Below are 25184 nucleotides of genomic sequence, written 5' to 3'. Positions count from 1 at the left end.
GTCGTGCTTTTCAAGTTTTCAGCGAAGGTTCGAATCAGTCATGTCACGTCTCAAGGTTCTCTACGGATTTCACGCAGTCACCGCGCGTTTGCGAGCGGATGCATCGTCGATCGAGGAGGTGCTGTACGACCCGACGCGCAAGGATCGGCGCATGCAGGACTTTCTGCGGTCCGCGAAGGAAGCCGGTGTGCGGCTGATTGCGGCGGATGAATCGCGGCTCTGGGGTCTGGCGGGCAACATCCAGCATCAGGGCGTGGTGGCGCGCGCGAATGACCTGCCGCTCGCGCAGAACCTGGCCGAACTGCTCGATGGCATATCGGGCACGCCCTTGCTGCTGGTGCTGGATGGTGTCACCGATCCGCATAATCTCGGCGCGTGCCTGCGCGTCGCGGATGCGGCGGGCGCCCATGCGGTGATCGCGCCGCGTGACCGGTCGGCGGGCTTGAACGCGACGGCCGCGAAGGTGGCGAGCGGCGCGGCCGAGAGCGTGCCGTACATCACGGTGACGAATCTGGCGCGGGCGCTGCGCGAGCTGAAGGACGCGGGCGTGTGGGTGATCGGCACGGCGGGCGAGGCGACGGCGTCGCTGTATGAGACGAAGCTGGACGGTCCGGTGGCGATCGTGGTGGGCGCGGAAGGCGAGGGGATGCGCCGGCTCACGCGCGAGACCTGCGACGAGATCATGAATATCCCGATGGCGGGGACGGTCGAGAGTCTGAATGTGTCGGTGGCGAGCGGGGTGTGTTTGTTCGAGGCGGTTAGGCAGAGGGGGGTGAAGAAGTAACGTGGGGATGCTTCTGCGCTCTTCCGGTCTTGCGCTGGGTTGTGTCCTGGCGCTGTCGGCCTGCACCCCCACCCACCTAGACCGCGGCACCTACATCGCCGACCTGACCCACCCCGCCAAGAACGCCGACTCCCGCATCCGCTTCCTCGTGATGCACTACACCGAGATCGACGAAGCCGGCTCGCTCGCGGTACTCACGGGCGACCAGGTGAGCGTCCATTACGTCGTGCCCGATGCGCCGCGCATCGAGCATGGCGAGCCGGTGGTCTACCAGCTGGTTCCGGAAGACAAGCGCGCCTGGCATGCGGGCGTCAGTTCATGGCAAGGCGCGACCGAACTGAACGCGTCCTCGATCGGCATCGAGAACGTGAACCTCGGGCCCATCGGCCCCTTAAGCGACGGCAAGTGGCAACCCTATCCGCCCGCGCAAGCCGACGCCCTCGTCAAGCTCGCCCGCGACATCGTCGCGCGGTATCACATTCCCCCGACCCGCGTCGTCGGCCATAGCGACATCGCGCCGCAGCGCAAGATCGATCCGGGACCGCTTTTTCCCTGGCGCACGCTGTACGATGCCGGCGTGGGCGCATGGCCCGATGCCGACGTCGTCGCCGCCCATCTCGCCGGCCGCGATCCCAAAGCGCCGTCCGACGTGCAGGCGCTGCAGGACAAGCTGAAGCGCTACGGTTACGACGTCGCCACCGACGGCGTGCTCGACGACAGGACGCGCCGCGTCTTCAGCGCGTTCCAGATGCATTTCCGGCCGTCCGACTACGCGGGCAACGCCGACGCGGAAAGCGACGCCATCGCCCAGGCCCTGCTCGACAAGTACTTCAACCCCTAACCCGCTATCCGCCATGGGCGACACCTTCCTCACGCTGCGCACACTCCACATGACCTGCGCAGGCCTCGCGATTGCCGGATTCGTGCTGCGCTGGATCTGGATGCTCAGCAACTCGCGCCTGCTCCACACGCGCCCCGCCAAAGTCCTTCCGCACATCATCGATACGCTTCTGCTGCTGAGCGCAATCGGCCTGGTCGCGATCATCGGCTTCTCCGCGAACGCCGTCTGGCTCGGCGCGAAAATCGCGGGGCTCATCGTCTACGTCGTGCTCGGCACGCTGGCGCTGAAGCGCGGCCGCACCAAGGGCGCCCGCGCCGTCTACGGCGTGCTGGCGATCGTGGTGTTCGCGTTCATCGCGTCGGTGGCGCACAGCCACGATCCGCTCGGCTTCCTGCGCGCCTGGACATGATCGGCACGCGTCCCGCGCGCACTCCGATAAAATTCGAATTTCCCCTCTCGCGCAGCACCTCCCCATGACTCAAGACGAACTCAAGCAACAGGTCGGCCAGGCCGCCGCCGACTACGTGAACGCGAACGTGCCCGAAGGCGCGATCATCGGTGTCGGCACCGGCTCCACGGCCAACTGCTTCATCGACGCGCTCGCTCGCTCGAAAGCACGCTACCGCGGCGCGGTATCGAGCTCGCTCGCCACCACGGCGCGGCTCGAAGGCCACGGCTTCAAGGTGTTCGACCTGAACGAGATCGAGTCGCTGCCGGTGTACGTGGACGGCGCCGATGAAATCGACGCCAGCGGCGCCATGATCAAGGGCGGCGGCGGGGCGCTCACGCGCGAGAAGATCGTCGCATCGGTCGCGGACGTGTTCGTGTGCATCGCCGACGCCAGCAAGCGCGTGCCCGTCATGGGCACGTTCCCGCTGCCGGTCGAAGTCGTGCCGATGGCGCGCACCGCGATCGGCCGCCGGCTCGCGGCGCTGGGCGGCGTGCCGGTGCTGCGCGTCACGAAGGACGGCGCACCGTTCATCACCGACAACGGCAACGAGATCATCGACGTGAAAGGCTTGTCGATCGACGATCCCCGCGCGCTCGAAGCCAGCATCAACGCGTGGCCGGGCGTTGTGACGGTCGGCCTGTTCGCGGCGCGCGGCGCGAATCTCTGCCTGCTCGGCGCCGAGTCGGGTGTCGAGCGCATCGACTACGTGTAACCTCCGCCACGCAGCCCAAAGACAAAGGCCCGACGCTTCGCAGCGCCGGGCCTTCTTTCTTCTGGAGAGACCGGATCAGAACGCGTTGCGTCCGATGAAGCCCTTGAACATCGTCATCGCGACAATCTTCACGTCGAACCAGAACGACCAGTTGTGGATATAGAACAGGTCGAACTTCACCCGGCTCTGCATCTTCTCCACCTTCTCGGTCGCGCCGCGATAGCCGTTCACCTGCGCCCAGCCCGTGATGCCCGGCTTGATGCGATAGCGGAACATGTAGCCATAGACGAGATCCTTGTACAGGTCGTCATGTTCGAGCGCATGCGGACGCGGACCCACCACGGACATATGTCCGAACAGCACGTTGAGGAACTGCGGCAGTTCGTCGAGACTCGTGCGCCGCAGGAACGCGCCGACCTTGGTCACGCGCGGATCGTTGCGCGTCGCCTGCGTCACATGACCGGTGGTTTCCTTGTGCACCGCCATCGAGCGGAACTTGTAGATCGGGAAGGGCCGTCCGTCCGCGCCCTTGCGTTTCTGCGTGAAGAACACGGGTCCCTTCGAGGTCGATTTCACCGCAATGGCAATCCCCACCAGCAAGGGCGAGAGCGCCAGCAGGGCGGTCGCCGCGAACAGCCGGTCGAACAGGAGCTTCGGCCACATGCGCAGCGTGTTGACCGGCGAGGTCGTCAGGTTGATGGTCGCCAGGCCCGCGACATCCGTCATCGAATGATTGAAGAGCGAGATGCTGCGCGTGTCGGGAATCAGCCGCAGGTTCACGAAGTCATGGCGCAACGCGTGCACGAAGCGATAGATCGTATGTTCCTGCGAGAGCGGCAGCGCAAGCCACACTTCGTTGATTTCCTCGGCGCGCACCTTGGCGACGAGTTCGTCGAAGTCGTTCAGCACCGGCAGGCGCGAGCCGCCCGTGCCGATTGCGCTCGTCGGCGCATGCCTGACGCCGGTGGCGTGCAGTTCTTCGTCGCCGGTGGTGTCGAGCAGGCAGACCGGCGTGAAGCCCTGTTCCGGCGTGCTGCTCAGATGCGCGAGCAACGTACGGGCAAAGCCCTGCGCGCCGACAATGGCGACACTGCGCTGATTGAGGCCGCGTCCGCGCATCGCACGCAGGCTGCTGTACACCGCGCACTTGATGCCGATGATCAATGCGCCGGTAATGACCGTCGAATACGCGAACCACAGCCGCGATACCGAATCCATCCGGTGTAGCGTGAACGCCAGCAGCAGGGCCGCGGCCACCACGGCCATCCAGGCGAGCGTGACGCGCGCCAGCATGACCGGCAGGGGCTTGCCGCGCCAGGTGTCGTACACGCCGAAGGCGGGGAACAGCAACAGCGCGAGAACGCAGTTGAAAGCGGTCAGCAGCCGTTCGATGTCGCTGATATCGAGCGTGGCGAAGCGCATCGAATGCGCAATCAGGCCGCCGGCCACGATCAGCGAAACATCCAGACAGCGTGCCGACCACGCAAACATGTTTTGATTTTTTGCTTGCATCATTGAACCATTAAACGCTGGAGGCCGATGCTGCCTCGGTTGCACGGAGACGCGGGAGCAGACGGTCGAATTCACGCTTCACGAGGCCATAGCACTCGCAGGCGCGGGCCTCGAGGCCTTCGCGATCGACCACCTTGATGCAGCCGCGGCTGTGATGGATCAGGCCCGCGTCATGGAGTTTGCCGGCGGCTTCCGTCACACCTTCGCGGCGCACGCCCAGCATGTCGGCGATCAGTTGCTGCGTCACCTGGAGTTCGTTCGACGCGGTGCGGTCGATCTCGATCAGCAGCCAGCGGCACAGCTGCTTGTTGAGCGAGTGATGACGGTTGCAGGCAGCCGTCTGCGCAACCTGGGTCAGCAGCGCCTGCATGTAGAGCAGCATCAGGCGGCGCAGGAAGTCGGAACGACCGAACTGGTCGCGCAGCGCCTGCGCGCTCATCCGATACGCGAAACCGGGACACTGCACCTGCACGCGCGTGGGCATGGTTTCGCCGCCGGTCAGCACCGGCACGCCCGTCATGCCCTCGCGGCCCACCGCGGCGATCTCGACCGAGCCACCGTCCTCCATCGTGTGGAGCAGCGAGATGATCGCCGTGGTCGGGAAATAGACGTGGTGGATGCGTTGGCCAGAGTCGCACAGCAATTGTTCGGTGCGCAACTGGACGAGTTCGAGGTGCGGAGTCAGTGCCTGCCATTCGTGGGCCGGAAGTGCGCCAAGCAGGTGATTGCCGTGCAGGTCGGACTGGAGGGTCAGCATGATTGGTTCTCTCGTAACTTCGCGCGTTGCGCTTCACATTTTTATTTACTGGCGTGACCGTTTTCTGAATCGATCGCTCGTGCGGCCCTGATCGAAAACGCCCCACGCCAGCCCCGTAGCCATCCGTCGGCAGTGTTCTTGTCGTGTTGTGCCTGTCCTTCGGATCGCGGGAGCTTATTAGCGAGGACCGTGCCAGTCTGGGCAATCGCAATGCTGGCGGGGCCTCATTGCACGAGACAATTTCTTGATGCACTGCAGCGCACCGTTTTTGTTTCAGTATTGAACATGGGTGGTCTTAGGAATACGTGTGCGCCCCGATTCGTTTCATCAGGACAATCCCTCCCGACGCAGGGGAAAATGGGTCGGACGACCACGGAACAAGCCTCGTCACCCGACATGGCGTCAACATCACTCCTTCTTTCGTAGGGTTAAAGAAAATTGATTCATCCGTGTTCCATGGCTTGGGTGGGACAGCGAACACCTTGTACGAAAGGCACCTGTTGATTCCTGCGGAGTCGTTGATGGGCAAGGCTTCGCGCGGGTACAAGGAAAGCGGCTACCGAAGAGCATGGAGTGCGGAAACGTTGCGTGCGTCGCACGTCATGAAAGAGCGCGCAAGGCGTAGCCGGAAAGGGGCGCGCTTCCGATGCCTTCGTGGTTGAACGACGACCCACACACGGCTTGCACGAAGGCATGAAGCGCCCACGCGACGCCCTGGCGATCGTAAAACGTTTGCTGTGCGATTGTCGGACCGAAGACATGCGGCGAGCATGAACGCGCAATGCGCGGACGCGCCGAAATGTTTCATCGAGGACAATGCCGGCGCCGGGTGATTCGGCAAGCGCGAAAGATGCCTGATCGACATCACGATGTCATGTTGTCGAGCCTTGGCCGCACCAGGTAAGCGATTGAAAAAGCCCTTGAAACATGGGCTCGAACGTGTTTTAAAGCGAGTGCTTCAAAACGCGAATCAACTGGACGTGGCTGACCTATTGAATGATCAACAGACGATATCCGCGAGGGGAGGAACGACGCGTGCGTAGGCTTCCTCGATGATGTCGAACGAAGCCTCGCAGAGGTCTTCGCTGCCACGCGACAGCGCGCGTGCAAGACGGCACTGCAACACCATGGTCTCGCTTGCGATCTTGCGTGCGCCCGCATGCGCGGATAGCGGTATGTCGAAGCCTTGCTCGCGCATCCATTGCAGGTAGTGCGCAAGCAATTCGAAGTTCGCGCCGAGCTGCTGCATCACGTTGAACGCATAGTGCCGCGCATACGCTTCGCCGCGTTCGAGCATCGTTTGAACATGTACGGGAAAAGCCTCGCGCCAGCGCGAAATCGGGTTATGCGGCGGGCGGCGCATCAGATGCGCGCACAGCAGGTCGGCCGAGGTCTCCGCGAGCGGCGTGCCCGTCAGTGCATCTCTCACGTGCTTGACGAACTCGACGTGCGGAAACAGCGCTTCGGATGCCGTAGCGGGCCGCAGGATGCCGTCATAGTCGGCGCCGTCGAGCAGGTGATATCCGGTGTGATGAAAGTAGCCCAGGCGGCGCGCGCCGGGGTCGATCACATCGATGCCGATGGTCGTGCGGGCATGCTCGCGATGATAGCCATCGGCACGGGTATCGGGCAGAAAGAAGGCGTCGGTCTCGAGCAGGACGATGTTGGCGCGGCGCGTCTGCACGAGCGCGCGTTCTTCGAGCGAGTCGAATACCGCGAGTTCCTGCACCTGCAGGCCATAGAGCTTCTCGATGTCGTCGGGAGGAAGTTTGCCGAGCGTGAACTGGTCGTCTTCGAAGTCCTGAGCGACGCTGAATGCGAGCGCCGCGCGCGGTTCGAGGCCGTTGCCGTGCAGCAGTTCGATCCACAGGTCCACAGGCGCCACGCCTTCGCGCCAGATGCGCTCGCCGCGATGCAGCGCATGCGCATGATGACGCCGTGCACGCAGGCGCAGAGGGTCGAGTGACACGACGCGGGAACGTCCCGCGTTCGAACCCGTCACACCGCTCGTATGGAACGCGCTCATGCCGTTACCTCGGACCGGAAAAACCGGCGTCCGATACCGCGGGCGCGCAAAGCGGGCGGGCTTGTGGTTGTGCGTCTTTGTCGCGTTCGATGGCGGTATGCATTTTGATTTTCCCATGAAGGTGCCGGATGACGCGAGTGCTATCGACGTGCGCGCGCACGCGGCTGACCGATGGAGGACAGTCGCGTGGCGCTGTGTTCGTCGTGCTGGCGTCTTGTTTCCCCGGACGCCTTTTGCGTGTGGTCGGCCCTATTTGAAGCGGCGCGGCGTTTCGGGTCGGTGCGATGGCGCACTGTGCCACGAGGGGCCGGCACGTAAGGTTGAATCGTCGCAACGCCGGTTAATCCCGGTCTCGCCTGGAGATAATGAATGAACTGGAAAACGCTGGATTTCGAACAACTCACTGCGCGTGAGCTTTATCTGATTCTGCGCGCGCGCAGTGCGGTGTTCGTCGTCGAACAGTCGCACGTGCATCTCGATCCGGATGGACGTGATGAAACCGGCACGCATGTGTTCGCGGCAGAAGACATGAGCCGCTCGATGCCGGTGCTCGCCTATGCGCGCATTCACGAAGGTGATGCGGAAGATCCCGAAGTCGTCGTCGACAAGATTTTGACGAGCCCGCTGCGGCGCGGCGACGGCACCGCGCATGCGCTGATCGAGCGCGTGCTGGCCGTGGCCGCAGAACGCTGGCCGGGCCGTGGCGTGCGCCTGACCGCGCCGGTGAGTCTGCGCGGCTTCTATGAAGCATTCGGCTTCCGCAAGACCGAGGGGCCGTTCCTCGAACACGGCATGCCGTTCATCGGTCTCACGCGCAAGAGCCGGCAGTCGCGCGAAACGGCCAGCCCGTCCCGCGTGCAGTTCGCAGGCCCCGCCGACTATGCGAGCACCTTCGAGCTGCTGTAGGCGCATTCGCGTTGCATGCGGGCGCCGCGCGCGGCGCCCGCACTGAACGGTCCGACAGCAGGATTCGACAACGGCAGCCGGGCAACTGGACAGCACGGCCGACACCGGCGGCATCACGGGCGCAAGCCTGTCGGGCATCGAGGCAAGAACAACGACACAGGGCGGCACGCGCTGCCCCGAAACACGCCTCGACCACAATAAGATCAACGCCGCCGGCGCAAGCCGGCGCGCGTGCAAACGGCACTTTCATGCGAATAGTCCATCTCGCCAACCATGCGCAGACGATCGGCAACGGCACCGTCAACATGATGGTCGACCTTGCCTGTGTGCAGGCGCGCATGGGCCAGGAGGTCGTGGTGGCCTCGTCGGGAGGCGGATTCGAGCCGCTGTTGCGGCGCCACGGCATCACGCACATTCCCCTGCAGCAGTCGCGCCAGCCCTGGCGCGTGCCGTCGATGATCGCGGGTTTCAATCGTCTCATCGACCGCTTCGACCCGGATATCGTGCACGCGCACATGATGACCGGCGCGCTCATCTCGCGCTTCGGCAGCATGCGGCGGCGCTTCGCGCTCGTCACCACGGTGCATCACGAGTTGCAGAAGAGCGCCGCGCTGGTCCGTGCCGGCGATCGCATGGTCGCTGTGAGCCAGGCGGTGGCGGACGATCTCGAGGCGCGCGGCATCGGCGCCGGACGCCTGTCGATTGTCCTCAACGGCGCGGTCGGCGCGCCGCGCCTCGTCTTGCGGCCCGCCGCCCGGCCGGTGCGCCTGCGCCATCCGAACATCGTGTGCGTGGCCGGGATGTATCGGCGCAAGGGCATCGCGGATCTGCTGCAGGCATTTGCGCACGTGCATAAGCAGGCCGCCGGCGAAGCGGAATTCCTGCCGGAACCGCATCTTTACCTCGTCGGCGACGGCCCCGATCGCGGCTCCATGGAAGCGCTCGCGGCCGAGCTCGGTATCGCGGAAGCGGTGCATTTCACGGGCTTCGTCGCCGATGCCCGGCCGTATCTCGCCAGCGCCGACGTGTTCGCGCTGCTGTCGCATCAGGATCCGTCGCCGCTGGTGATCGCCGAGGCGCGCGAGGCCGGCTGCGCGATCGTCGCGACGCGCGTGGGCGGCATTCCGGAAATGCTCGACGGCGGCGCGGCGGGCGTGCTGGTGCCGCCCGGCGAACCCGCGCAGGCGGCGGCAAAGCTGCACTGGCTGCTCATCGACGGCCAGGCGCGCGGCCAGTACGCGGCGCGCGCGAGGAACAACCTGCAACAGCTTTCGGTGGAACGGGTGAGCGGCGAATACATGGCGATCTATCAGCAGACGCTCGCCGAGCGTGATTCGCTGCGCCGCCGCCAGAGCGGGATGGACCCGCGCCGCGCCCGCGCACCCGACGGCGCGGTATGAGCACAAACGCGGCGAATCGGCAAAAGCGGCGTAAAACACGTCGTGAGCAGCCGGTTCGCGCAAGCGGGCGGATCATACAAAAGGCGCATGCCGTCGAAGGAGCGTTCGCGTTCGCACAGAAAGCCTACGAGATGCTTGCTCAAATGAGTGCATGACCGGTCCGACCGTTATCCGGGCCGGCAGATGGACCCGCCTGCGCCGCGCTGCGACGCCGTCATTCTTCAGTTTCCCTGACGAATGACGGCGCGCGCGCGGCGCAAGCGCAGCACGGACACGTGCCACGGCAACGTGAAGCGGTAAGAACGACACACCAACATCGACGTCGAAGCCAAAGGGATTACCCTGTCAGGAATTTCCTAACTGGCATTCGAAGCAACGAAGACGCAACGTATCAAGCATGACGAATTGACTGTGCGTCGTTTGTCATGCCTTTCGCAGTCCGGGGAAAGCGAAAGTAGTGATGCGCCCACACACACGGCTACGGATCAGGCGAGAAGGGGAGAAGCGAGATGGATGAAAACAAAGAGCGATCGCTGGTGGCAAAGGTGATGGACGGACTCGTCTCCGGGATCGTCGAGCAGAAATACGGCGCGATATTGCCGCCGCAAGACATTCTCTCGAAAGAGTTCGACGTCAGCCGCACCGTCATGCGAGAGGCGCTCTCGATGCTGCTGGCGCGGCATATGCTGGATGTGCGGCCCAAGACGGGCACGCGCATCCGTCCGATGAGCGACTGGCGCCTGATCGACGAGGACGTGGTCAGCTGGCGCTTTCGCGCCAAGCCGGATCAAACCTTTCTGCGCGATGTAATCGAATTCCGGATGTTGATCGAGCCTCGCGCGGCGGCCCTGGCGGCGGCGCGCGCGACGCCCGACGAGATCGCGGGCATCCGCGACGCCTTCGACGCGCTGTCACGCCTGCAGGTCGGCGAGCCGGAATATCAGGCGGCCGACGAGGTGCTGCACACGCGTATCGTGGCCGCCAGCGGCAACCAGTTCTTCCGCCAGATGACGGCCATCGTGCGCGGCGCGCTCGTGACGGTGAACCCGATTGTCGACGGCATCGAGTCCGTGCGCGAAGCGACGCTGGCCGCGCAGCGCAGCGTGGTCGAGGCGATCGAGTCGAAAGACCCGGGCGCCGCCGAGGCCGCGACGCGCGCGCTGGTAGACCTGGCGGCCGAGGAAGTGGGCCGCGCGTTCTCGCTGGAGCGCGTCAACAGCCAGCCCGCGCCTGCCACGCCGAATGTGAATGCGTCGGCTGGCGCGGCGTGAAGGCGTGAAAGCGTGATGGCCTGAGAGCCTGAGCAGCGCGGTTGCGTCATGCTGATTAAGCAGAAAGCCGGGACATGTCCCGGCTTTTTGTCGTCTGCACTGTTCGTGAAATCGTCATGTCATGCAATCAGGCACAATGCATCGCACGACAAACATTGCACAAGGAGGGAGTTTTGCCGGAGATCAATATCGACAGCGGCGCGAGCGAAGTGCGCTGGGGCATCGTCGGCGCGGGGCGCATCGCGCAGCGCTTCGCCGACAGTCTCGCGCACGTGCCGGGCGCACGCCTCGCGGGCGTCTGGTCGCGCCGCGAGGAGCCGGCGCACGCGCTTGCCAGCCGTTTTGGCGCGCAGGCCTGCGCCAGCTTCGACGCGCTGCTCGACAACATCGACGCGCTCTACATCGCGACGCTGCAGGACAGCCATCCGCACTACGCGTTGCGCGCTTTCGCAGCCGGCAAGCCGGTGCTGTGCGAGAAGCCCGCCGCCGTGAATGCACGTGTGCTGCAGCAGATGATCGACGCGGCGCGCGCGGCGAAAGTGCTGTTCATGGAAGCGATGAAGCCGCCGTTCTATCCGCTCTACCAGCGCCTGCGTGCGCACTTGCAGGCCGACGGCATCGGCGAGATCGGACTGGTGCGCGCGGGTTGCTCGATCGCGAACGTGCCGTTGGATCATCCGTCGTTCTCGCTGGAGGCAGGCGGTGGTGCGCTGCTCGATATCGGCGTCTATGAGGCGTTTCTCGCTGTCGACTGGCTCGGCGAGGCGCTCGATGTGCAGACCATCGGCCGGCTGGGGGACACGGGTGTCGATGTTTTCGCGAGCCTGAACGTACGCCACGAGCGTGGTATCGCGCAGCTGTTCTGCGGCCTGGATCTGCAAGGTCGCGGCGATGCGCTGATCGCCGGCACGCGCGGCACCGTGACGATCCACGAGAACTGGTGGAATCCGGTGCGCGCGACCATCGCCTATACGGATGGCCGCAAGGTCGAACTGGACGAACCCTTCAGCGGCGGCGGTCTCAATTACGAAACCGCCCATTTCTGCGAGCTGCTGCGTGTGGGCAAAATCGAAAGCCCAATCATGTCGCACGCGACGTCGATGCGCATGATTGCCATCATCGACGCCGCGCGACGCGACCTGAACCTGCGCTTTCCTTTCGAAACCGACTAGGTCTGGCGGCGTGCGCGTTCAATGGCGCCCGGGCAGCGCGAGACGCCGCTCGAAGCGTCGCTGCACGAATTCGAGCACGCTGCACAGCACCCAGTAGACGAAGGCCGCCGCGAGGTAAAGCGGCAGCGGCTGATAGGTCGCCGCGATCACTTCCTGGGCGCTGCGCAGGAGTTCGGTCACCGTGATGACCGAGACCAGCGACGTGTCCTTGATGAGGCTGATGAGACTGTTCGACAGGCTCGGCACCGCGATGCGCAGCGCCTGCGGCCCGATCACATACCGCAGCGTCTGCGTGCGCGACAAGCCGAGGCTGTAGGCAGCCAGCCACTGGCCGCTGTTGATGCCGAGAATCGCGCCGCGCATGCTTTCCGACAAATAAGCGGCGACGTTCGCCGACAGCGCGATCACGCCCGCGGGCGTCGGTTCGAGCGAGATGCCGAGGCTCGGCAGGCCGTAGTAGATCACGAAGATCTGCACGAGCAGCGGCGTGCCGCGCATGACGCTCACGTAGCATCGCCCGAGCGCGACCAGCGTGCGGTTCGTGCTGATGCCCATCAACGCCAGCACGATGGCCGCGATGAGGCCGAAGAACATCGAATAGAGCGCGAACTTGATCGTCAGTACCGCGCCTTGCGCCAGCGCGGGCGCCGATTGGACGAGCAGGGAAGTCGTGGACATGAACGGGAATGCGTTGAGGGATTCGGTGCAACTCAGGGGCGACTGGCCAGGCATTCGAGCGCAACCAGGCTTGGCGGCGCGCACGAAGCGCTCATCTTAAACCGTCGCGGCAAAAGGCAAGGGCGGCACCGTCGCCGATGCCGCCCTTACGAAGCTTCTGGAAACGCGGCTCGCGCGGCTTACTTCGCCGGCTTCGTCACGTCGATGCCGAACCACTTGTCCGAGATCTTCGTGAAGGTGCCGTCGGCTTCGAGCTGGGTCATGGCGTCGTCGATCGCCTTGGCGAACTTCGGGTTGCCCTTCTTGAACGGAATGCCCGACGGATTGCCCGGACCGACATTCGCGCCGGTGCGCAGCGGCAACTGCGAGTTCTTCAGCAGGTAGGCGAGCATCAGGCGGTCGTTCAGCGCGGCGTCCAGACGGCCGGCGGCGAGGTCGCGCAGATACTCGGGCGCGCCCGGATACGTCTTCACGTCAATGCCCGGCACCGACTTCGCCATGTCCATGTAGTTCGTGCCGAGACCGACGCCGACCTTCTTGCCCTTCAGTTCATCGAGCGACTTGAACTCGCGCTTGTCGTCGTTGCGCTGGATCAGCTGCGCGTTGGAATACGTGTAGGCCGGCGAGAAATCGAGCGTCTGCTTGCGCGCATCGGTGATGCCGACCTGGTTCACGATCACGTCGAACTTGCCCGCCTGCAGCCCGGCGATGATGCCGCTCCATTCGGTCGTGACGAATTCCGGCTTGACGCCAAGTTTGGCGGCGACCGCCTTCGCGATATCGACGTCGAAGCCGACCAGTTCGCCGTTGGTCGCTTTCGAGTTGAACGGCGGGAAGGTGCCTTCCAGGCCGATGCGCAGCGTGCCGCGCTGCTTGACCTGATCGAGCAGGTCGTCCGCGTGCGCGGCGCTGGTGACGGCGGTGAACGCCGCACCGATCAGGCTGGCGGCAACGAGTTTCTTGAGCGTGGACAGTTTCATTGTGTTGTTCTCCTCTGGTGGCCGGGGCGAGGGCGTCGAGCCCCTCCCTTCATGCAACGACAAGTGCGGCGATCATAGTGAAAATGCAATCGCCGTGTCAGATCGTTTGTTCATTTCTATATTCCTCAGGCGAGGGCTTCGACGCATTCCTTGACGAGCGCCGGGCCGCGATAGATGAGCCCGGTATAGACCTGCACGAGCGACGCGCCGGCCGCGAGTTTCGCGCGCGCATCGGCGCCCGAGAAAATCCCGCCGACGCCGATGATCGGCACGTCCGTGCCGACTTCCGCGCGCAGCTTGCGGATCACTTCGTTGGACGCATCGAACACCGGCCGCCCGGACAGGCCGCCGGCTTCTTCGCCATTGGGCATGCCGGTGACGGCGGTGCGCGACAGCGTGGTGTTGGTGGCGATCACGCCGTCGATCTTGTGAGCCAGCAACGTGCCCGCGATCGACTGGATCTGCTCGTCGTCGAGATCGGGCGCGATCTTCAGCGCGAGCGGCACGAGCTTGCCGTGCATGTCGGACAGGCGCTGCTGCTTGTCCTTGAGCGCGCCGAGCAGGGCATCGAGTTCGCCCGCGGCTTGCAGCTGGCGCAGGTTCTTCGTGTTCGGCGAGGAAATGTTGATGGTCACGTAGCTCGCGAACGGATACACGCGTTCGAGGCAATAGAGATAGTCGTCGGCGGCGCGCTCGATGGGCGTATCGGCGTTCTTGCCGATGTTGAGGCCCAGCACGCCGCGATAGCGCGCGGCCTGCACGTTGGCGACGAACTGGTCGACGCCGCCGTTGTTGAAGCCCATCCGGTTGATGAGCGCGCCGGCTTCCGGCAGGCGGAAGATGCGTGGACGCGGATTGCCGGGCTGCGCGCGCGGCGTCACGGTGCCCACTTCGATAAAGCCGAAGCCCAGCGCGGCGAGGCCGTCGATGCAGGCGCCGTCCTTGTCGAGGCCGGCCGCGAGGCCGACCGGATTGCGGAACGTGATGCCCATGACGGTGCGGGGCGAATCGGCGCCACGGGTGGCGAGTACGCTGGCGAGGCCGGTGCGGCCGGCCGCGCCCAGCATGCGCAGCGTCAGGTGATGTGCGTCTTCCGCGTCCATCTTGAAAAGATGCGAACGCGCGAGCGGATAAAGGGAACTGAACACGAAAGGAACGCCGGCGAGGGCGAATTATTGTTTGAGGCCGCTATTTTAGCGGCTTATTCCGGCGTTCATTTCAGCCGCCTGTTTCTGCGGCGTGGCTCAGCGACTTTTTCTTCAATGGTTTGTCTCAGCGACTTCGCCACGCCTGTCTGGACCGGTTGCCGCCATGGCTACCGCGGCTGTCCCGGAACGTGGATGCGTCCGGGCATCGGCAAGGTGCCGGCAGACTGCGTGTTGAGCGGGTCAAGCAGGCTCCAGGCGCCGTCGATCAAGCCTTCGAGCGGACGGAAATTGGCCTTGTAGGCCATCTTCTCGCTTTCGCGGATCCAGTAGCCGAGATAGACGTGCGGCAGGTCGAGGCTGCGCGCCTGCTCGATCTGCCACAGGATGTTGAAGGTGCCGTAGCTGGTCTTCGGCTGGTCCGGCTCGAAGAACGTGTACACGGAGGAGAGCCCGTCGCCCAGGATGTCGATCATGCTGATCATGCGCAGCTCGCCGGGTTCGTCGGGGTGACCCGGATGCGCGGGCTCGCGAAATTCAACGAGGCGTGAGTTGATCCGGCTTTGCAGCAGGAACTGCTCGTACTGGTCGCGGCTGTCGCGGTCCATGCCGCCGCCCGCATGCCGCGCCGATTGATAGCGCATGTAGAGCGCGTAATGTTCCTCGTCGTAATGCAGCGGCGCGACGCTCGCGATCAGGTTGCCGTGCAGCTTCCACACGCGTTTTTGCGCGCGGTTCGGCACGAAGCGCGCGACCGGCACGCGCACCGGCACGCAGGCGCGGCAGCCATCGCAATAGGGGCGATAGGTGAACACGCCGGAGCGCCGGAAGCCGGCCTTGACGAGTTCGGTGTAGACATCCGAGTTGATGAGATGGCTGGGCGTGGCGACTTGCGAACGTGCGACGCGCCCGTCCAGGTAACTGCACGGGTAAGGCGCTGTTGCATAAAATTGCAGCGCGGAAAGCGGTGACAGCGGCAGCTCGTTCGGATGTGTCACGTTAGCGGCTCTCGCAGGCGTCGTCTCGTCTTTGGTCAGCCGTTGCGCGCAGCGAGTGCGCGAGCGGTGACGGCGTTTCGGGATTGCGTTTCGATGAATTCTCAACGAGAAACCCGGCGCATGACCGGATCATCACACTGGAGGCATTCAGCGTGCCAGCACGTCGAGCAAGACGGATTTGTCGAAGCGCCAGCCGATGGCCGGTTCCGCCGCCGCGCGCCTCAGATGCGTGACGAACGCACGGCGGGCAATCTCACGGCCCCCCAGCGACGCCAGATGAGACGTGTTCTGCTGGCAGTCTATCATCACAATCTGGTGGCGGCGCAAGTGTCCGACGAGTGCCGCAAGCGCGATTTTCGATGCATCGGTACGGTGCGCAAACATCGATTCGCCGAAGAACATGCGCCCGAACGACACCCCGTAAAGCCCGCCCACGCGCACGCCGTCATGCCAGGTTTCGATGCTGTGCGCATTGCCCGCGCGGTGCAATGTCGTGTAGGCGTCCACGATATCGGCGGTGATCCAGGTGCCGCGCTGGCCGTCGCGAGGGGTGTCGGCGCAGGCGCGCATCACCGCGGCGAAATCGTGGTCCACGCGCACTTCCCAGAGCGGATCGCGCAGCACGCGCTTGAGCGTCTTGCGCAGCGAGTCCGACACCTTGAACTCCGCGGGATACAGCACCATGCGCGGATCGGGACTCCACCACAGCACCGGCTGGCCATCCGAATACCACGGGAAGATGCCGCGTCCATAGGCGTCGACGAGCCGCGACGGCAGCAGGTCCGCGCTCGCGGCAAGCAGCCCCGGCGCGCCGCTCGACGCGCCGAGCGCACGTTCGACCGGCGGAAAGGGATCGTCGTCAACGAGCCAGGGAACCATGTTCTCGAAAGGAAGCGGCGGGAGGAAGCGAGGTTGCTACGACGACGAAACGGGAATCAGCCGTCGCGCAGCGTGCGGAAGATGTCGCCGGTATGCAGCGTGAAATTGCCCGCGGCGCGGTCAGCGAAGAAGAAACGCAGCGTCTGGCCGACGGTCGGAAAGGCGATCTCGTCCCAGGGAATCTCGCTCTCCGCGAACAGTTTCACTTCCAGGCTTTCCTCGCCGGGGTCCAGGTCCAGGTCGAGCAGGCGCGCGAGATAGAACAGATGCACCTGATGTACGTGCGGCACGTTGAGCAGCGAGAACAGGCTCTGGATCTCGACGCGCGCACCCGCTTCCTCCAGCGTTTCGCGCGACGCGCCTTCACTCGTCGTCTCTTCCATCTCCATGAAGCCGGCCGGCAGCGTCCAGTAGCCGTAACGCGGTTCGATCGCACGGCGGCACAGCAGCACCTTGTCGTCCCACACCGGCACCGTGCCCACGACGTTGCGCGGATTCTGATAGTGAATCGTGCCGCAGTGCTCGCAGACGTAACGCTCGCGGTTGTCGCCGGGCGGAATGGCGAGGCCGACTTCGTGGCCGCAGACGGAGCAGAATTTCATGGAAATGGCGGTGGAAAGTGTGGTGCGAGTGTATCACCGCACCGGGGCGTTCAAGGCGTCGGTCGCGGCGGCTTGCGCATGCGGTATCGGCCCGGCAGGCATGGGACAGAAGCGCTCACGGCTGCCCGGTGGTCAGGCTTGTCGTTACAATAGTTGACCAGAATCAGTGTCCCCGATCAGGTTTCCATTCATTCATGCGGGCGCAGGCCGCCCGACCATCACGCGGGCGTCGCGCGCCCGGAGCGATCTCCATGTCATCCCTGCCTGCCGCTTCGTCCCGACCTCCAATGCTCGCCACCGCCGACGCACTCGGCCGATTGCTCGACGCAGCGCGCCAGGTGGACGGCCATGAACGCATCGATACGCTCGACGCGGCCCATCGCGTGCTCGCGGCCGATGTGATCTCGCCGCTCGACGTCCCGCCGATGCACACCAGTTCGATGGACGGCTACGCGGTCCGCGCCGCGGATCTCGCCCAGGCGGCCGATGGCGCGCCCGTGACGCTCGACGTGTCGCAGCGCATTCCGGCGGGCCAGGCCGCCGAGCCGCTCGCGGTGGGCACGGCGGCGCGCATCTTCACCGGCGCGACGGTGCCGCCTGGCGCGGACGCCATCGTGATGCAGGAGATGGTGCAGGCGACATCAACCGGGGCCACCTTCACGCAGGCGCCGACGGCCGGTGAATGGATCACGCGGCAGGGCGCCGATATCGAGCGCGGTTCGGTCATCCTGCGGGCAGGCACGCGCCTGACGCCGCAGGCGCTCGGTCTGGCCGCGTCGGTGGGCTGCGCGCAACTGGACGTGGTGCGGCCGGTGCGCGTCGCGATCTTCTTCACCGGCGACGAACTGCGCATGCCCGGCGAGCCGCTCGAACCCGGCGCGATCTACAACTCGAATCGCTTCACGCTGCGCGCGCTGCTCGGCCGGCTGGGCTGCGAGGTGACCGATTTCGGCATCGTCGCGGACCGGCTCGATGCGACGCGCGAGACGCTGCGGCATGCGGCCGCCGCTCACGATCTCATCCTGACGTGCGGCGGCGTGTCGGTCGGCGAGGAGGATCATGTGAAGCCCGCGGTCGAGGCCGAAGGACATATCTCGATGTGGCAGATCGCCATGAAGCCGGGCAAGCCGCTCGCCTTCGGTGCGGTGCGGCGCGAAGGCGCGGCGGCAGCGCGCGGCGGCGAAGCGTTCTTCATCGGTTTGCCGGGCAATCCGGTGTCGAGTTTCTGCACCTTCCTGCTGTTCGTGCGTCCGTTTCTGCTGCGGCTCGCGGGCGTGACCGAAGTCGCGCCGCGCGTCTATTCGATGCGCGCCGACTTCAGCCAGAAGAAGGGCGACCGCCGCAACGAATTTCTGCGCGCGCGCGTGAACGAGGCCGGCGGGCTCGATCTGTTTCCCAATCAGAGCTCGGCTGTGCTGACCTCGACGGTCTGGGGCGACGGCCTCATCGACAACCCGCCGGACCACGCCATCCGCGCCGGCGAGAGCGTACGCTTCATCCCGTTTTCAGAACTCATGCGGTAAGGATCAGGCTGGACATGAAAGTCGAACTGAGATTTTTTGCGAGTGTGCGCGAGGCGCTGGGCGTCGCGAACGAGACCGTGACGGTGCCGGAGTCGGTGGTCAATGTCGGCGACGTGCGCACCTGGCTGCGCCTGCGCGGCGGCGCGTGGGCGGACACGCTGGCCGAGGGCCGCGCCTTGCGCATGGCATGCAATCACGTGATGACCGATCCGTCGCAGCGCATTACCGAAGGCTGCGAGGTCGCGTTCTTTCCTCCGGTCACGGGCGGCTGACATGACGACAACCGCGCCGACAACCGCGCGAATCCGCGTGCAGGAAGCCGATTTCGACATCAGCGCCGAAGTCGCCGCCCTGCGTGCCGACAATCCCAAGGTGGGCGCGGTCGCCTGCTTCGTCGGCACGGTGCGCGACCTGAACGAAGGCAGTGCGGTCGAAACCATGGAGCTCGAACACTATCCCGGCATGACGGAGAAAGCGCTGGAAGCCATCGCAGCTCAGGCGCGTGAGCGCTGGCGGGGTTCGGACGTGCTGATCGTGCATCGCGTGGGGAAGCTGAAGCCGCTCGATCAGATCGTGTTGGTCGCGACCACCGCGATGCATCGGGCGGACGCGTTCGAATCGTGCGCGTTCGTGATGGATTATCTGAAGACCCAGGCGCCGTTCTGGAAGAAAGAAAAGACCGAGGCGGGCGAGCGCTGGGTCGATGCGCGCGAGTCCGACGACCGCGCGCTCACCCGTTGGCAGACTTGAGCGGAGCGCGGCGTCAGGACGGGTCCACGGGCTTGCCGCCGAAGCGGGCCGGAAACGCCTCGGCGCCGGGGCGCTCGGGGAAGCGCGGTTCGGGCTGGTCGCCGCTGCGTCGCCGCTTGAGTGCCGCGAGCAGATCCTGCTGCTCGGCCGGAACCTGATAGTCCCAGCCGAACTTGCTCAACTGCAGACTCTGCGCAATGCGCAGCGCCGGTTCCATGAACTGCACGGCGGCGCCGGGTTCGTAGCGCGCCTCGACCGTATTCAGAAATAGCGACAGCCAGCGCGCAAAGTGACGCGGCTCGATCCCGTCGAGCGGCCGGTGCGCCTCCTGCACATTCCCGCGATAGTCCTTCGTGCCCAGCACGAGGCTCGACCAGAAACTCGTCATCTTGTCGAGATGCTCGTCCCAGCGGCCTTCGAGCGCGTGCGAGAAGATCGGGCCGAGCAGCGGATCGTCGTCGACGCGGCGATAAAACGCCTCCACGAGCGCGCGCACGTTGTCTGCGCTGGGCTCGCGTTCACGCGGGGCGGCCTGGGCGGGAGTCGGGGAGTCGGTCATGGGTGGTGTGGGCAGCGGTTCCATCGTGCGACGGTGCGGTCATTGGATCGCAAAATAGAATTTTCTGACGAACTATTTCAAGATGAAGCAGAATGGCACTTTCGTTCTCAGACGGCTTCGTGCGGCCCGAAGTGTCCGAATTGCATGCCGGATCGTCGGTTTGGCGTGCTTTTACGGTCACTCTCGTCAGGCTCGCCACGTGTGTCTGGGCGCCGCGCGCCGATGTTAAGCCCCGAAACCATGCGGCAAGGCATCGTCCCTTGTCCTCGTGCGGACTTCCGGCCAGGCGCGGCCCTGAATAACCGATGCGCCCCAGGCGCCACCCTTCGCGACCATGCGACTGACCGATTACACCGATTATGCATTGCGAGTCCTGCTGTATCTGTCCGTTCGTCCCGCAGGTCTCTCGACGATCCAGGAAATCTCCGACGCCTACGGTGTCTCGAAAAACCACCTGATGAAGATCGTCCAGCAACTGGGCGAACTCGGCTGGGTGGAAACGGTACGGGGCCGCAACGGCGGGCTGCGGCTGGCCGAGCATTCGGGCGCGCTGACGGTGGGCGAGATCGTGCGCAAGACCGAAAGTGACTTCGCGATCGTCGGCTGCTTCGGCGCAGCGGATGAAGGCCAGAAGGGCTGCGTGATCGAGTCGCAATGCCGTCTGCGGGGCGTGCTCGCCGCCGCGCGCGATGCCTTCCTCGCCGAACTGGACAAACACACGATCGGCGAACTCGCCAGCCCGGCCAACGAACTCGCGCGGCTGCTGAACATTCCGAATCTGGCGCCGTTGCCGGCGGGGCAGTTCATCCCGATCCGCGATTCTTCGCTGAACGAAACCTGAACGCCGCGGTCTTCTCTCATTGCGACCCGGGCCTGCCGTCGATCGTAAAAAAACAAAAAAACGCCGCCAGCGAGCGATTTCGTGCTTGAAACCGGCCCGAAGCGCCTCATTTTGGAAGTATTCAGAATCGGAGCTTCAACCCAATGAGAATCGACAAACTCACCACCAAATTCCAGGAAGCGCTCTCGGACGCGCAAAGCCTGGCGGTCGGGCACGACAACCAGTACATCGAGCCGGTCCACCTGCTGTCGGCCTTGCTCGCGCAGCAGGACGGTTCCGCGCGTTCGCTGCTGTCGCACGCGGGCGTGCAGGTGCAGGCGCTGCAAACCGCGCTCAATGACGCCATCAGCCGTCTTCCGCAGGTGCAGGGCACCGACGGCAACGTACAAGTCAGCCGCGACCTGGCCGGCCTGCTCAACACCGCCGACAAGGAAGCGCAGAAACTCAACGACACGTATATCGCGAGCGAGATGTTCCTGATCGCCGTCGCGGACGACCGTGGCGAAGCGGGCCGCATCGCGAAACAGCACGGCCTGACGCGCCGGGCGCTGGAGGCCGCGATCAACGCGGTGCGCGGCGGCGCGCAGGTCGACAGCCAGGACGCCGAGAGCCAGCGCGAGGCGCTCAAGAAGTACACGGTCGACCTCACCGAACGGGCGCGTGCAGGCAAGCTGGATCCGGTCATCGGCCGCGACGACGAAATCCGCCGCTCCATCCAGATCCTCCAGCGCCGCACCAAGAACAATCCGGTGCTGATCGGCGAGCCGGGTGTCGGCAAGACGGCCATCGTGGAAGGGCTGGCGCAGCGCATCGTCAACGGCGAAGTGCCGGAGACGCTCAAGGGCAAGCGCGTGCTGTCGCTCGACATGGCGGCGCTGCTCGCCGGCGCGAAGTATCGCGGCGAGTTCGAGGAGCGCCTCAAGTCCGTGCTCAACGACATCGCGAAGGACGAAGGGCAGACCATCGTCTTCATCGACGAAATCCACACCATGGTCGGCGCCGGCAAGGCCGAAGGCGCGATGGACGCGGGCAACATGCTGAAGCCGGCCTTGTCGCGCGGCGAGCTGCATTGCATCGGCGCCACCACGCTGGACGAATACCGCAAGTACATCGAGAAGGACGCGGCGCTGGAGCGTCGTTTCCAGAAGGTGCTCGTCGACGAACCGTCGGTCGAGGCGACCATCGCCATCCTGCGTGGCTTGCAAGAGAAGTACGAACTGCATCACGGCGTGGAAATCACCGACCCGGCCATCGTCGCGGCGGCGGAACTGTCGCACCGCTATATCACGGACCGCTTCCTGCCAGACAAGGCCATCGACCTGATCGACGAGGCCGCGTCCCGCATCAAGATGGAAATTGATTCGAAGCCCGAAGAGATGGACAAGCTCGACCGCCGTCTCATCCAGCTGAAGATCGAGCGCGAAGCGGTAAAGAAGGAGAAGGACGAAGCCTCGCAGAAGCGTCTGCAACTGATCGAGGAAGAGATCGAGCGGCTCAACCGCGAGTATTCCGATCTCGAGGAAATCTGGACGGCGGAAAAGGCCGCGGTGCAGGGCAGCGCGCAACTGAAGGAAGAGATCGAGAAGGTGCGTGCCGACATCACCCGTCTGCAGCGCGAAGGCAAGCTGGAGAAGGTCGCCGAGTTGCAGTACGGCAAGCTGCCGGAACTCGAGGCACGGCTCAAGCAGGTGACGCAGGCCGAGTCGCAGGAGCAGAACAATCCGACCCGTCCGCGTCTGTTGCGCACGCAGGTGGGCGCGGAGGAAATCGCGGAAGTCGTGTCGCGTTCCACCGGCATTCCGGTCGCGCGCATGATGCAGGGCGAGCGCGAGAAGCTGTTGCAGATCGAGGCCAAGCTGCATGAACGCGTGATCGGCCAGGACGAGGCCATCGGCGCGGTGGCGGACGCCATTCGCCGGTCGCGCGCGGGGCTCTCGGATCCGAACCGGCCGTATGGGTCGTTCCTGTTCCTCGGGCCGACGGGCGTCGGCAAGACCGAACTGTGCAAGGCGCTCGCGGCGTTCCTGTTCGATTCGGAGGACCATCTGATCCGCATCGACATGAGCGAGTTCATGGAGAAGCACAGCGTCGCGCGGCTGATTGGCGCGCCGCCTGGATACGTCGGCTACGAGGAAGGCGGTTATCTGACCGAAGCCGTGCGTCGCAAGCCGTACAGCGTGATCCTGCTCGATGAAATCGAGAAGGCGCATCCGGATGTCTTCAACGTGCTGCTCCAGGTGCTCGACGACGGCCGCATGACCGATGGCCAGGGCCGCACCGTCGACTTCAAGAACACGGTGATCGTGATGACCTCGAACCTCGGTTCACAGGTTATCCAGGGCATGGTCGGCGAGCCGCAGGAAAGGGTGAAGGACGCTGTCTGGGAAGAAGTGAAGCTGCACTTCCGGCCGGAATTCCTGAACCGGATCGATGATGTCGTCGTGTTCCATGCGCTTGATCGCAGCAACATCGAATCGATCGCGAAGATTCAGTTGCAGCGCTTGCAGGAGCGTCTCGCGAAGCTGGACATGCAGCTGGAAGTGTCCGATGTGGCGCTCGAGCAGATCGGCAAGGTGGGCTACGACCCGCTGTTCGGCGCGCGGCCGTTGAAGCGCGCCATCCAGCAGGAGATCGAGAATCCGGTCGCCAAGCTGATTCTCTCCGGGCGTTTCGGGCCGAAGGATGTGATTCCGGTGGACGTGCGCGAAGGCAAGTTCGTGTTCGACCGCGTGGTTCATTGACGCCATGCAGAACCGTCTTGTGGGACGGTTCCTGCAAATCGAAGAAAGGCAACGAAGCGATTCGTTGCCTTTTTTATTTGCGCTTCAAATCCGTGCGGTCGATAGCAAGCGCGCCGCTGAGCTATACGGGCGCGTCGAGTGGGAGAACGCGGCCCTGCTGGCCGAACGGCCAAGGGCTGACCGCAACGCTCGGCGGCGAGCTGACTTGTCTGCGCGTGATCCGCCATACGATCATCGCGGACATGACGCGCAGACTGTCCGCGCGCTGAAGGCGCGAAAGAGGCGCGCTATCAGCCTTGCTTCGGCTCTTCGCTCTTGCCGAACAAGCCCGCCAGTCCGCCAAGCGAGCCGAGCACGCCGGTCAGGTCGAGCTTGCCTTCCGGCGGTACTTCGCCGTTCGGCGTCGCGCGATCGACGACATGGGGCAGCACGGCCGCCAGCATGCCCGAAAGCTGGTCGCCGGAGACGCCGGCCTTCTGCGCCAGCGCGCCGACATTGTCGTGGCCGAGCACGTTGGTGAGCGTGTCGGGGCTGATCGGCTGATTCTCGCCGGTGCCGATCCATGACTGGACGATATCGCCCGCGCCGTGCTGCTGGAAGCGCTGGATCAGGCCCATGATGCCGCCCGGCTGGCTGTTGACGAATTCGAGCGCCGCCGCGATCAGCGTGGCTTGTCCCGTCTGTCCCGGCTGGCCGGGCTGACCGTTCGGTTGCGATGAATTGCCGAGGGAGGAGGCGAGGATATCGAGTAGGCTCATGGCGGTCTCACTGAAAGGGTTGAGGGAGGGATTCGACCGTGCCGACGTGGCCCGGAACGACGGGTCCGCGGCGGCGCGGGCAGCGGCCCTCATGCTGCCGGGCCGCGTGACGACGATCATCCGGGTTTCATCAACAAAGGCAGTATGCCTCCGCCAAGGTTCCCGGCACCACCTTACTGACTTGCAGCCGCGGCGCTTGCGGCCTTGTCTTTCTTGCTGCGTTTGGCTTTGGCGGGTTTTGCTTCGCTTGCCGCCATGGCCGGGCCCGAAGCCGCCGCTGCCATGGCTGCGCTGTCCTTCTTCGACTTCTTCGTGGCCTTCGTGCCCGATGCCGGCGCGGCGGCCGGCGTCTGCGCGGTCGTGGCGGCGGGCGAGGTCGCTGCAGTAGCCGCCGTCGAGGATTTCACCGTGGAGTTGGGAGCCGCGCTGCCGCCCTGGTTTGTCATCGGTTTGGCGGTCTTGCCGGACGGCGGGAGTGACGAGCCGCCGATCGTCAGGCCATTCTGCTCCAGATTGGCAACCGACTTGGTGCCGAGCCCCTTGACGCGCGTCGCGAGATCGTCGGCGTCCTTGAAGGGGCCGTTCTTCGCGCGTTCGTCGACGATCGCCTTCGATTTCACCGGCCCGAGTCCCTTCACCGATTCCAGCGCGGCCTGATCGGCGGTATTGACGTCGACCGCGGCGAAGGCCGCCCCGATGGACAGCATGAACGCAAAGCACAACATCAGCAGCTTTTTCAGCATGACGGCACTCCAGGCTTGAGAGAAACAGATGACGAATCGATAGGTCCGGGCCGTAGAAGACGATGCCGTTAAGAATAGGGCAAAAACCCCGGCGGCAAAAATCCGTCCCGAACGATGACGGTTCGCACGGCGCATCGCCCTGCCGCACTCCCGCA

At 64.7% G+C, this 25184-nt stretch carries 25 protein-coding genes; 13 read left to right on the top strand and 12 right to left on the bottom strand.

Annotated features, from left to right (window positions below):
• Window positions 1-40: 40 nt before the first annotated feature.
• The 4 genes from rlmB (at window position 41) to rpiA (ending at window position 2788) form a co-directional block, all read left to right on the top strand.
• The gene (rlmB, locus tag QCE88_RS10320) at window positions 41-784 is read left to right on the top strand and encodes a 23S rRNA (guanosine(2251)-2'-O)-methyltransferase RlmB (RefSeq protein ID WP_309901542.1); all 744 of its coding nucleotides are present in this window, start codon (window positions 41-43) and stop codon (window positions 782-784) included.
• 7 nt (window positions 785-791) lie between these two features.
• The gene (locus tag QCE88_RS10315) at window positions 792-1625 is read left to right on the top strand and encodes an N-acetylmuramoyl-L-alanine amidase (RefSeq protein WP_409018109.1); all 834 of its coding nucleotides are present in this window, start codon (window positions 792-794) and stop codon (window positions 1623-1625) included.
• A gap of 13 nt (window positions 1626-1638) precedes the next feature.
• Window positions 1639-2034: a SirB2 family protein gene (locus QCE88_RS10310; RefSeq protein ID WP_309901538.1), complete on the top strand. Its 396-nt coding sequence runs from the start codon at window positions 1639-1641 to the stop codon at window positions 2032-2034.
• A gap of 64 nt (window positions 2035-2098) precedes the next feature.
• On the top strand, window positions 2099-2788 hold the full coding sequence (gene rpiA, locus QCE88_RS10305) for a ribose-5-phosphate isomerase RpiA (protein ID WP_309901536.1): 690 nt from the start codon (window positions 2099-2101) through the stop codon (window positions 2786-2788).
• Between the two features lie 75 nt (window positions 2789-2863).
• On the opposite strand, the gene QCE88_RS10300 is transcribed toward rpiA, so the two are convergent.
• The 3 genes from QCE88_RS10300 to QCE88_RS10290 form a co-directional block, all read right to left on the bottom strand.
• Window positions 2864-4279: an undecaprenyl-phosphate glucose phosphotransferase gene (locus tag QCE88_RS10300; protein ID WP_309901534.1), complete on the bottom strand. Its 1416-nt coding sequence runs from the start codon at window positions 4277-4279 to the stop codon at window positions 2864-2866.
• Between the two features lie 31 nt (window positions 4280-4310).
• A complete protein-coding gene (locus QCE88_RS10295) occupies window positions 4311-5057 on the bottom strand; it encodes a Crp/Fnr family transcriptional regulator (RefSeq protein ID WP_309901532.1) in 747 nt (248 codons plus the stop codon).
• Between the two features lie 1000 nt (window positions 5058-6057).
• Complete coding sequence (locus QCE88_RS10290) at window positions 6058-7083, bottom strand: DUF1839 family protein (protein ID WP_309901530.1); 1026 nt, start codon at window positions 7081-7083, stop codon at window positions 6058-6060.
• A 369-nt stretch (window positions 7084-7452) separates the two neighbouring features.
• On the opposite strand from QCE88_RS10290, the gene QCE88_RS10285 reads away from it, so the two are divergent.
• The 4 genes from QCE88_RS10285 (at window position 7453) to QCE88_RS10270 (ending at window position 11832) form a co-directional block, all read left to right on the top strand.
• Complete coding sequence (locus QCE88_RS10285; RefSeq protein WP_309832479.1) at window positions 7453-7989, top strand: GNAT family N-acetyltransferase; 537 nt, start codon at window positions 7453-7455, stop codon at window positions 7987-7989.
• A 248-nt stretch (window positions 7990-8237) separates the two neighbouring features.
• Window positions 8238-9389 carry a glycosyltransferase family 4 protein gene (locus QCE88_RS10280; RefSeq protein WP_309901528.1) on the top strand — a complete coding sequence of 384 codons (1152 nt, stop codon included), beginning with the start codon at window positions 8238-8240 and terminating at the stop codon, window positions 9387-9389.
• Between the two features lie 509 nt (window positions 9390-9898).
• Window positions 9899-10660 carry an FCD domain-containing protein gene (locus QCE88_RS10275; protein ID WP_309901526.1) on the top strand — a complete coding sequence of 254 codons (762 nt, stop codon included), beginning with the start codon at window positions 9899-9901 and terminating at the stop codon, window positions 10658-10660.
• A 173-nt stretch (window positions 10661-10833) separates the two neighbouring features.
• The gene (locus QCE88_RS10270) at window positions 10834-11832 is read left to right on the top strand and encodes a Gfo/Idh/MocA family oxidoreductase (protein WP_309901524.1); all 999 of its coding nucleotides are present in this window, start codon (window positions 10834-10836) and stop codon (window positions 11830-11832) included.
• Between the two features lie 18 nt (window positions 11833-11850).
• Here QCE88_RS10270 and QCE88_RS10265 read toward each other — a convergent pair whose 3' ends face one another.
• The 6 genes from QCE88_RS10265 to QCE88_RS10240 form a co-directional block, all read right to left on the bottom strand.
• Window positions 11851-12510: an amino acid ABC transporter permease gene (locus tag QCE88_RS10265; protein ID WP_309901522.1), complete on the bottom strand. Its 660-nt coding sequence runs from the start codon at window positions 12508-12510 to the stop codon at window positions 11851-11853.
• A 179-nt stretch (window positions 12511-12689) separates the two neighbouring features.
• Window positions 12690-13490, bottom strand: a complete 801-nt coding sequence (locus QCE88_RS10260; RefSeq protein WP_309901520.1) for a cystine ABC transporter substrate-binding protein — start codon at window positions 13488-13490, stop codon at window positions 12690-12692.
• Between the two features lie 125 nt (window positions 13491-13615).
• The gene (locus tag QCE88_RS10255) at window positions 13616-14638 is read right to left on the bottom strand and encodes a quinone-dependent dihydroorotate dehydrogenase (RefSeq protein ID WP_309901518.1); all 1023 of its coding nucleotides are present in this window, start codon (window positions 14636-14638) and stop codon (window positions 13616-13618) included.
• A 167-nt stretch (window positions 14639-14805) separates the two neighbouring features.
• Complete coding sequence (locus tag QCE88_RS10250) at window positions 14806-15633, bottom strand: arginyltransferase (protein ID WP_309901516.1); 828 nt, start codon at window positions 15631-15633, stop codon at window positions 14806-14808.
• Between the two features lie 147 nt (window positions 15634-15780).
• Window positions 15781-16512, bottom strand: a complete 732-nt coding sequence (gene aat, locus QCE88_RS10245; protein WP_309901514.1) for a leucyl/phenylalanyl-tRNA--protein transferase — start codon at window positions 16510-16512, stop codon at window positions 15781-15783.
• Window positions 16513-16568: 56 nt separating this feature from the next.
• Window positions 16569-17114 carry an NUDIX hydrolase gene (locus QCE88_RS10240; RefSeq protein ID WP_309808529.1) on the bottom strand — a complete coding sequence of 182 codons (546 nt, stop codon included), beginning with the start codon at window positions 17112-17114 and terminating at the stop codon, window positions 16569-16571.
• A gap of 287 nt (window positions 17115-17401) precedes the next feature.
• Between QCE88_RS10240 and glp the strand changes: the two genes are divergently transcribed.
• From glp to moaE, 3 genes are read left to right on the top strand one after another with little or no spacing between them, the layout of a single operon-like run.
• Complete coding sequence (glp, locus tag QCE88_RS10235; protein WP_309903504.1) at window positions 17402-18637, top strand: gephyrin-like molybdotransferase Glp; 1236 nt, start codon at window positions 17402-17404, stop codon at window positions 18635-18637.
• Between the two features lie 14 nt (window positions 18638-18651).
• Complete coding sequence (gene moaD / locus QCE88_RS10230; protein WP_309808528.1) at window positions 18652-18909, top strand: molybdopterin converting factor subunit 1; 258 nt, start codon at window positions 18652-18654, stop codon at window positions 18907-18909.
• A 1-nt stretch (window position 18910) separates the two neighbouring features.
• On the top strand, window positions 18911-19387 hold the full coding sequence (gene moaE, locus QCE88_RS10225) for a molybdopterin synthase catalytic subunit MoaE (RefSeq protein ID WP_309901512.1): 477 nt from the start codon (window positions 18911-18913) through the stop codon (window positions 19385-19387).
• 13 nt (window positions 19388-19400) lie between these two features.
• Here the strand turns inward: moaE and QCE88_RS10220 are convergent, their stop codons facing one another.
• Complete coding sequence (locus QCE88_RS10220; protein ID WP_309901510.1) at window positions 19401-19946, bottom strand: group III truncated hemoglobin; 546 nt, start codon at window positions 19944-19946, stop codon at window positions 19401-19403.
• A 334-nt stretch (window positions 19947-20280) separates the two neighbouring features.
• On the opposite strand from QCE88_RS10220, the gene QCE88_RS10215 reads away from it, so the two are divergent.
• The gene (locus tag QCE88_RS10215; RefSeq protein ID WP_309901508.1) at window positions 20281-20787 is read left to right on the top strand and encodes an Rrf2 family transcriptional regulator; all 507 of its coding nucleotides are present in this window, start codon (window positions 20281-20283) and stop codon (window positions 20785-20787) included.
• 143 nt (window positions 20788-20930) lie between these two features.
• Entirely contained in the window at window positions 20931-23528 is a 2598-nt protein-coding gene (gene clpB, locus QCE88_RS10210; protein ID WP_309901506.1) for an ATP-dependent chaperone ClpB, read from the top strand.
• Window positions 23529-23818: 290 nt separating this feature from the next.
• Here clpB and QCE88_RS10205 read toward each other — a convergent pair whose 3' ends face one another.
• Window positions 23819-24286 carry a YidB family protein gene (locus tag QCE88_RS10205; RefSeq protein WP_309901504.1) on the bottom strand — a complete coding sequence of 156 codons (468 nt, stop codon included), beginning with the start codon at window positions 24284-24286 and terminating at the stop codon, window positions 23819-23821.
• 173 nt (window positions 24287-24459) lie between these two features.
• A complete protein-coding gene (locus tag QCE88_RS10200) occupies window positions 24460-25029 on the bottom strand; it encodes a helix-hairpin-helix domain-containing protein (RefSeq protein ID WP_309903502.1) in 570 nt (189 codons plus the stop codon).
• Window positions 25030-25184: the final 155 nt, after the last annotated feature.

It is taken from the genome of Caballeronia sp. LZ035 (assembly GCF_031451175.1).
Classification (GTDB): Bacteria; Pseudomonadota; Gammaproteobacteria; order Burkholderiales; family Burkholderiaceae; genus Caballeronia.
The sequence above is the reverse complement of the archived record's forward strand: the minus strand, read 5'-3'. Positions and strand labels throughout refer to the sequence as shown.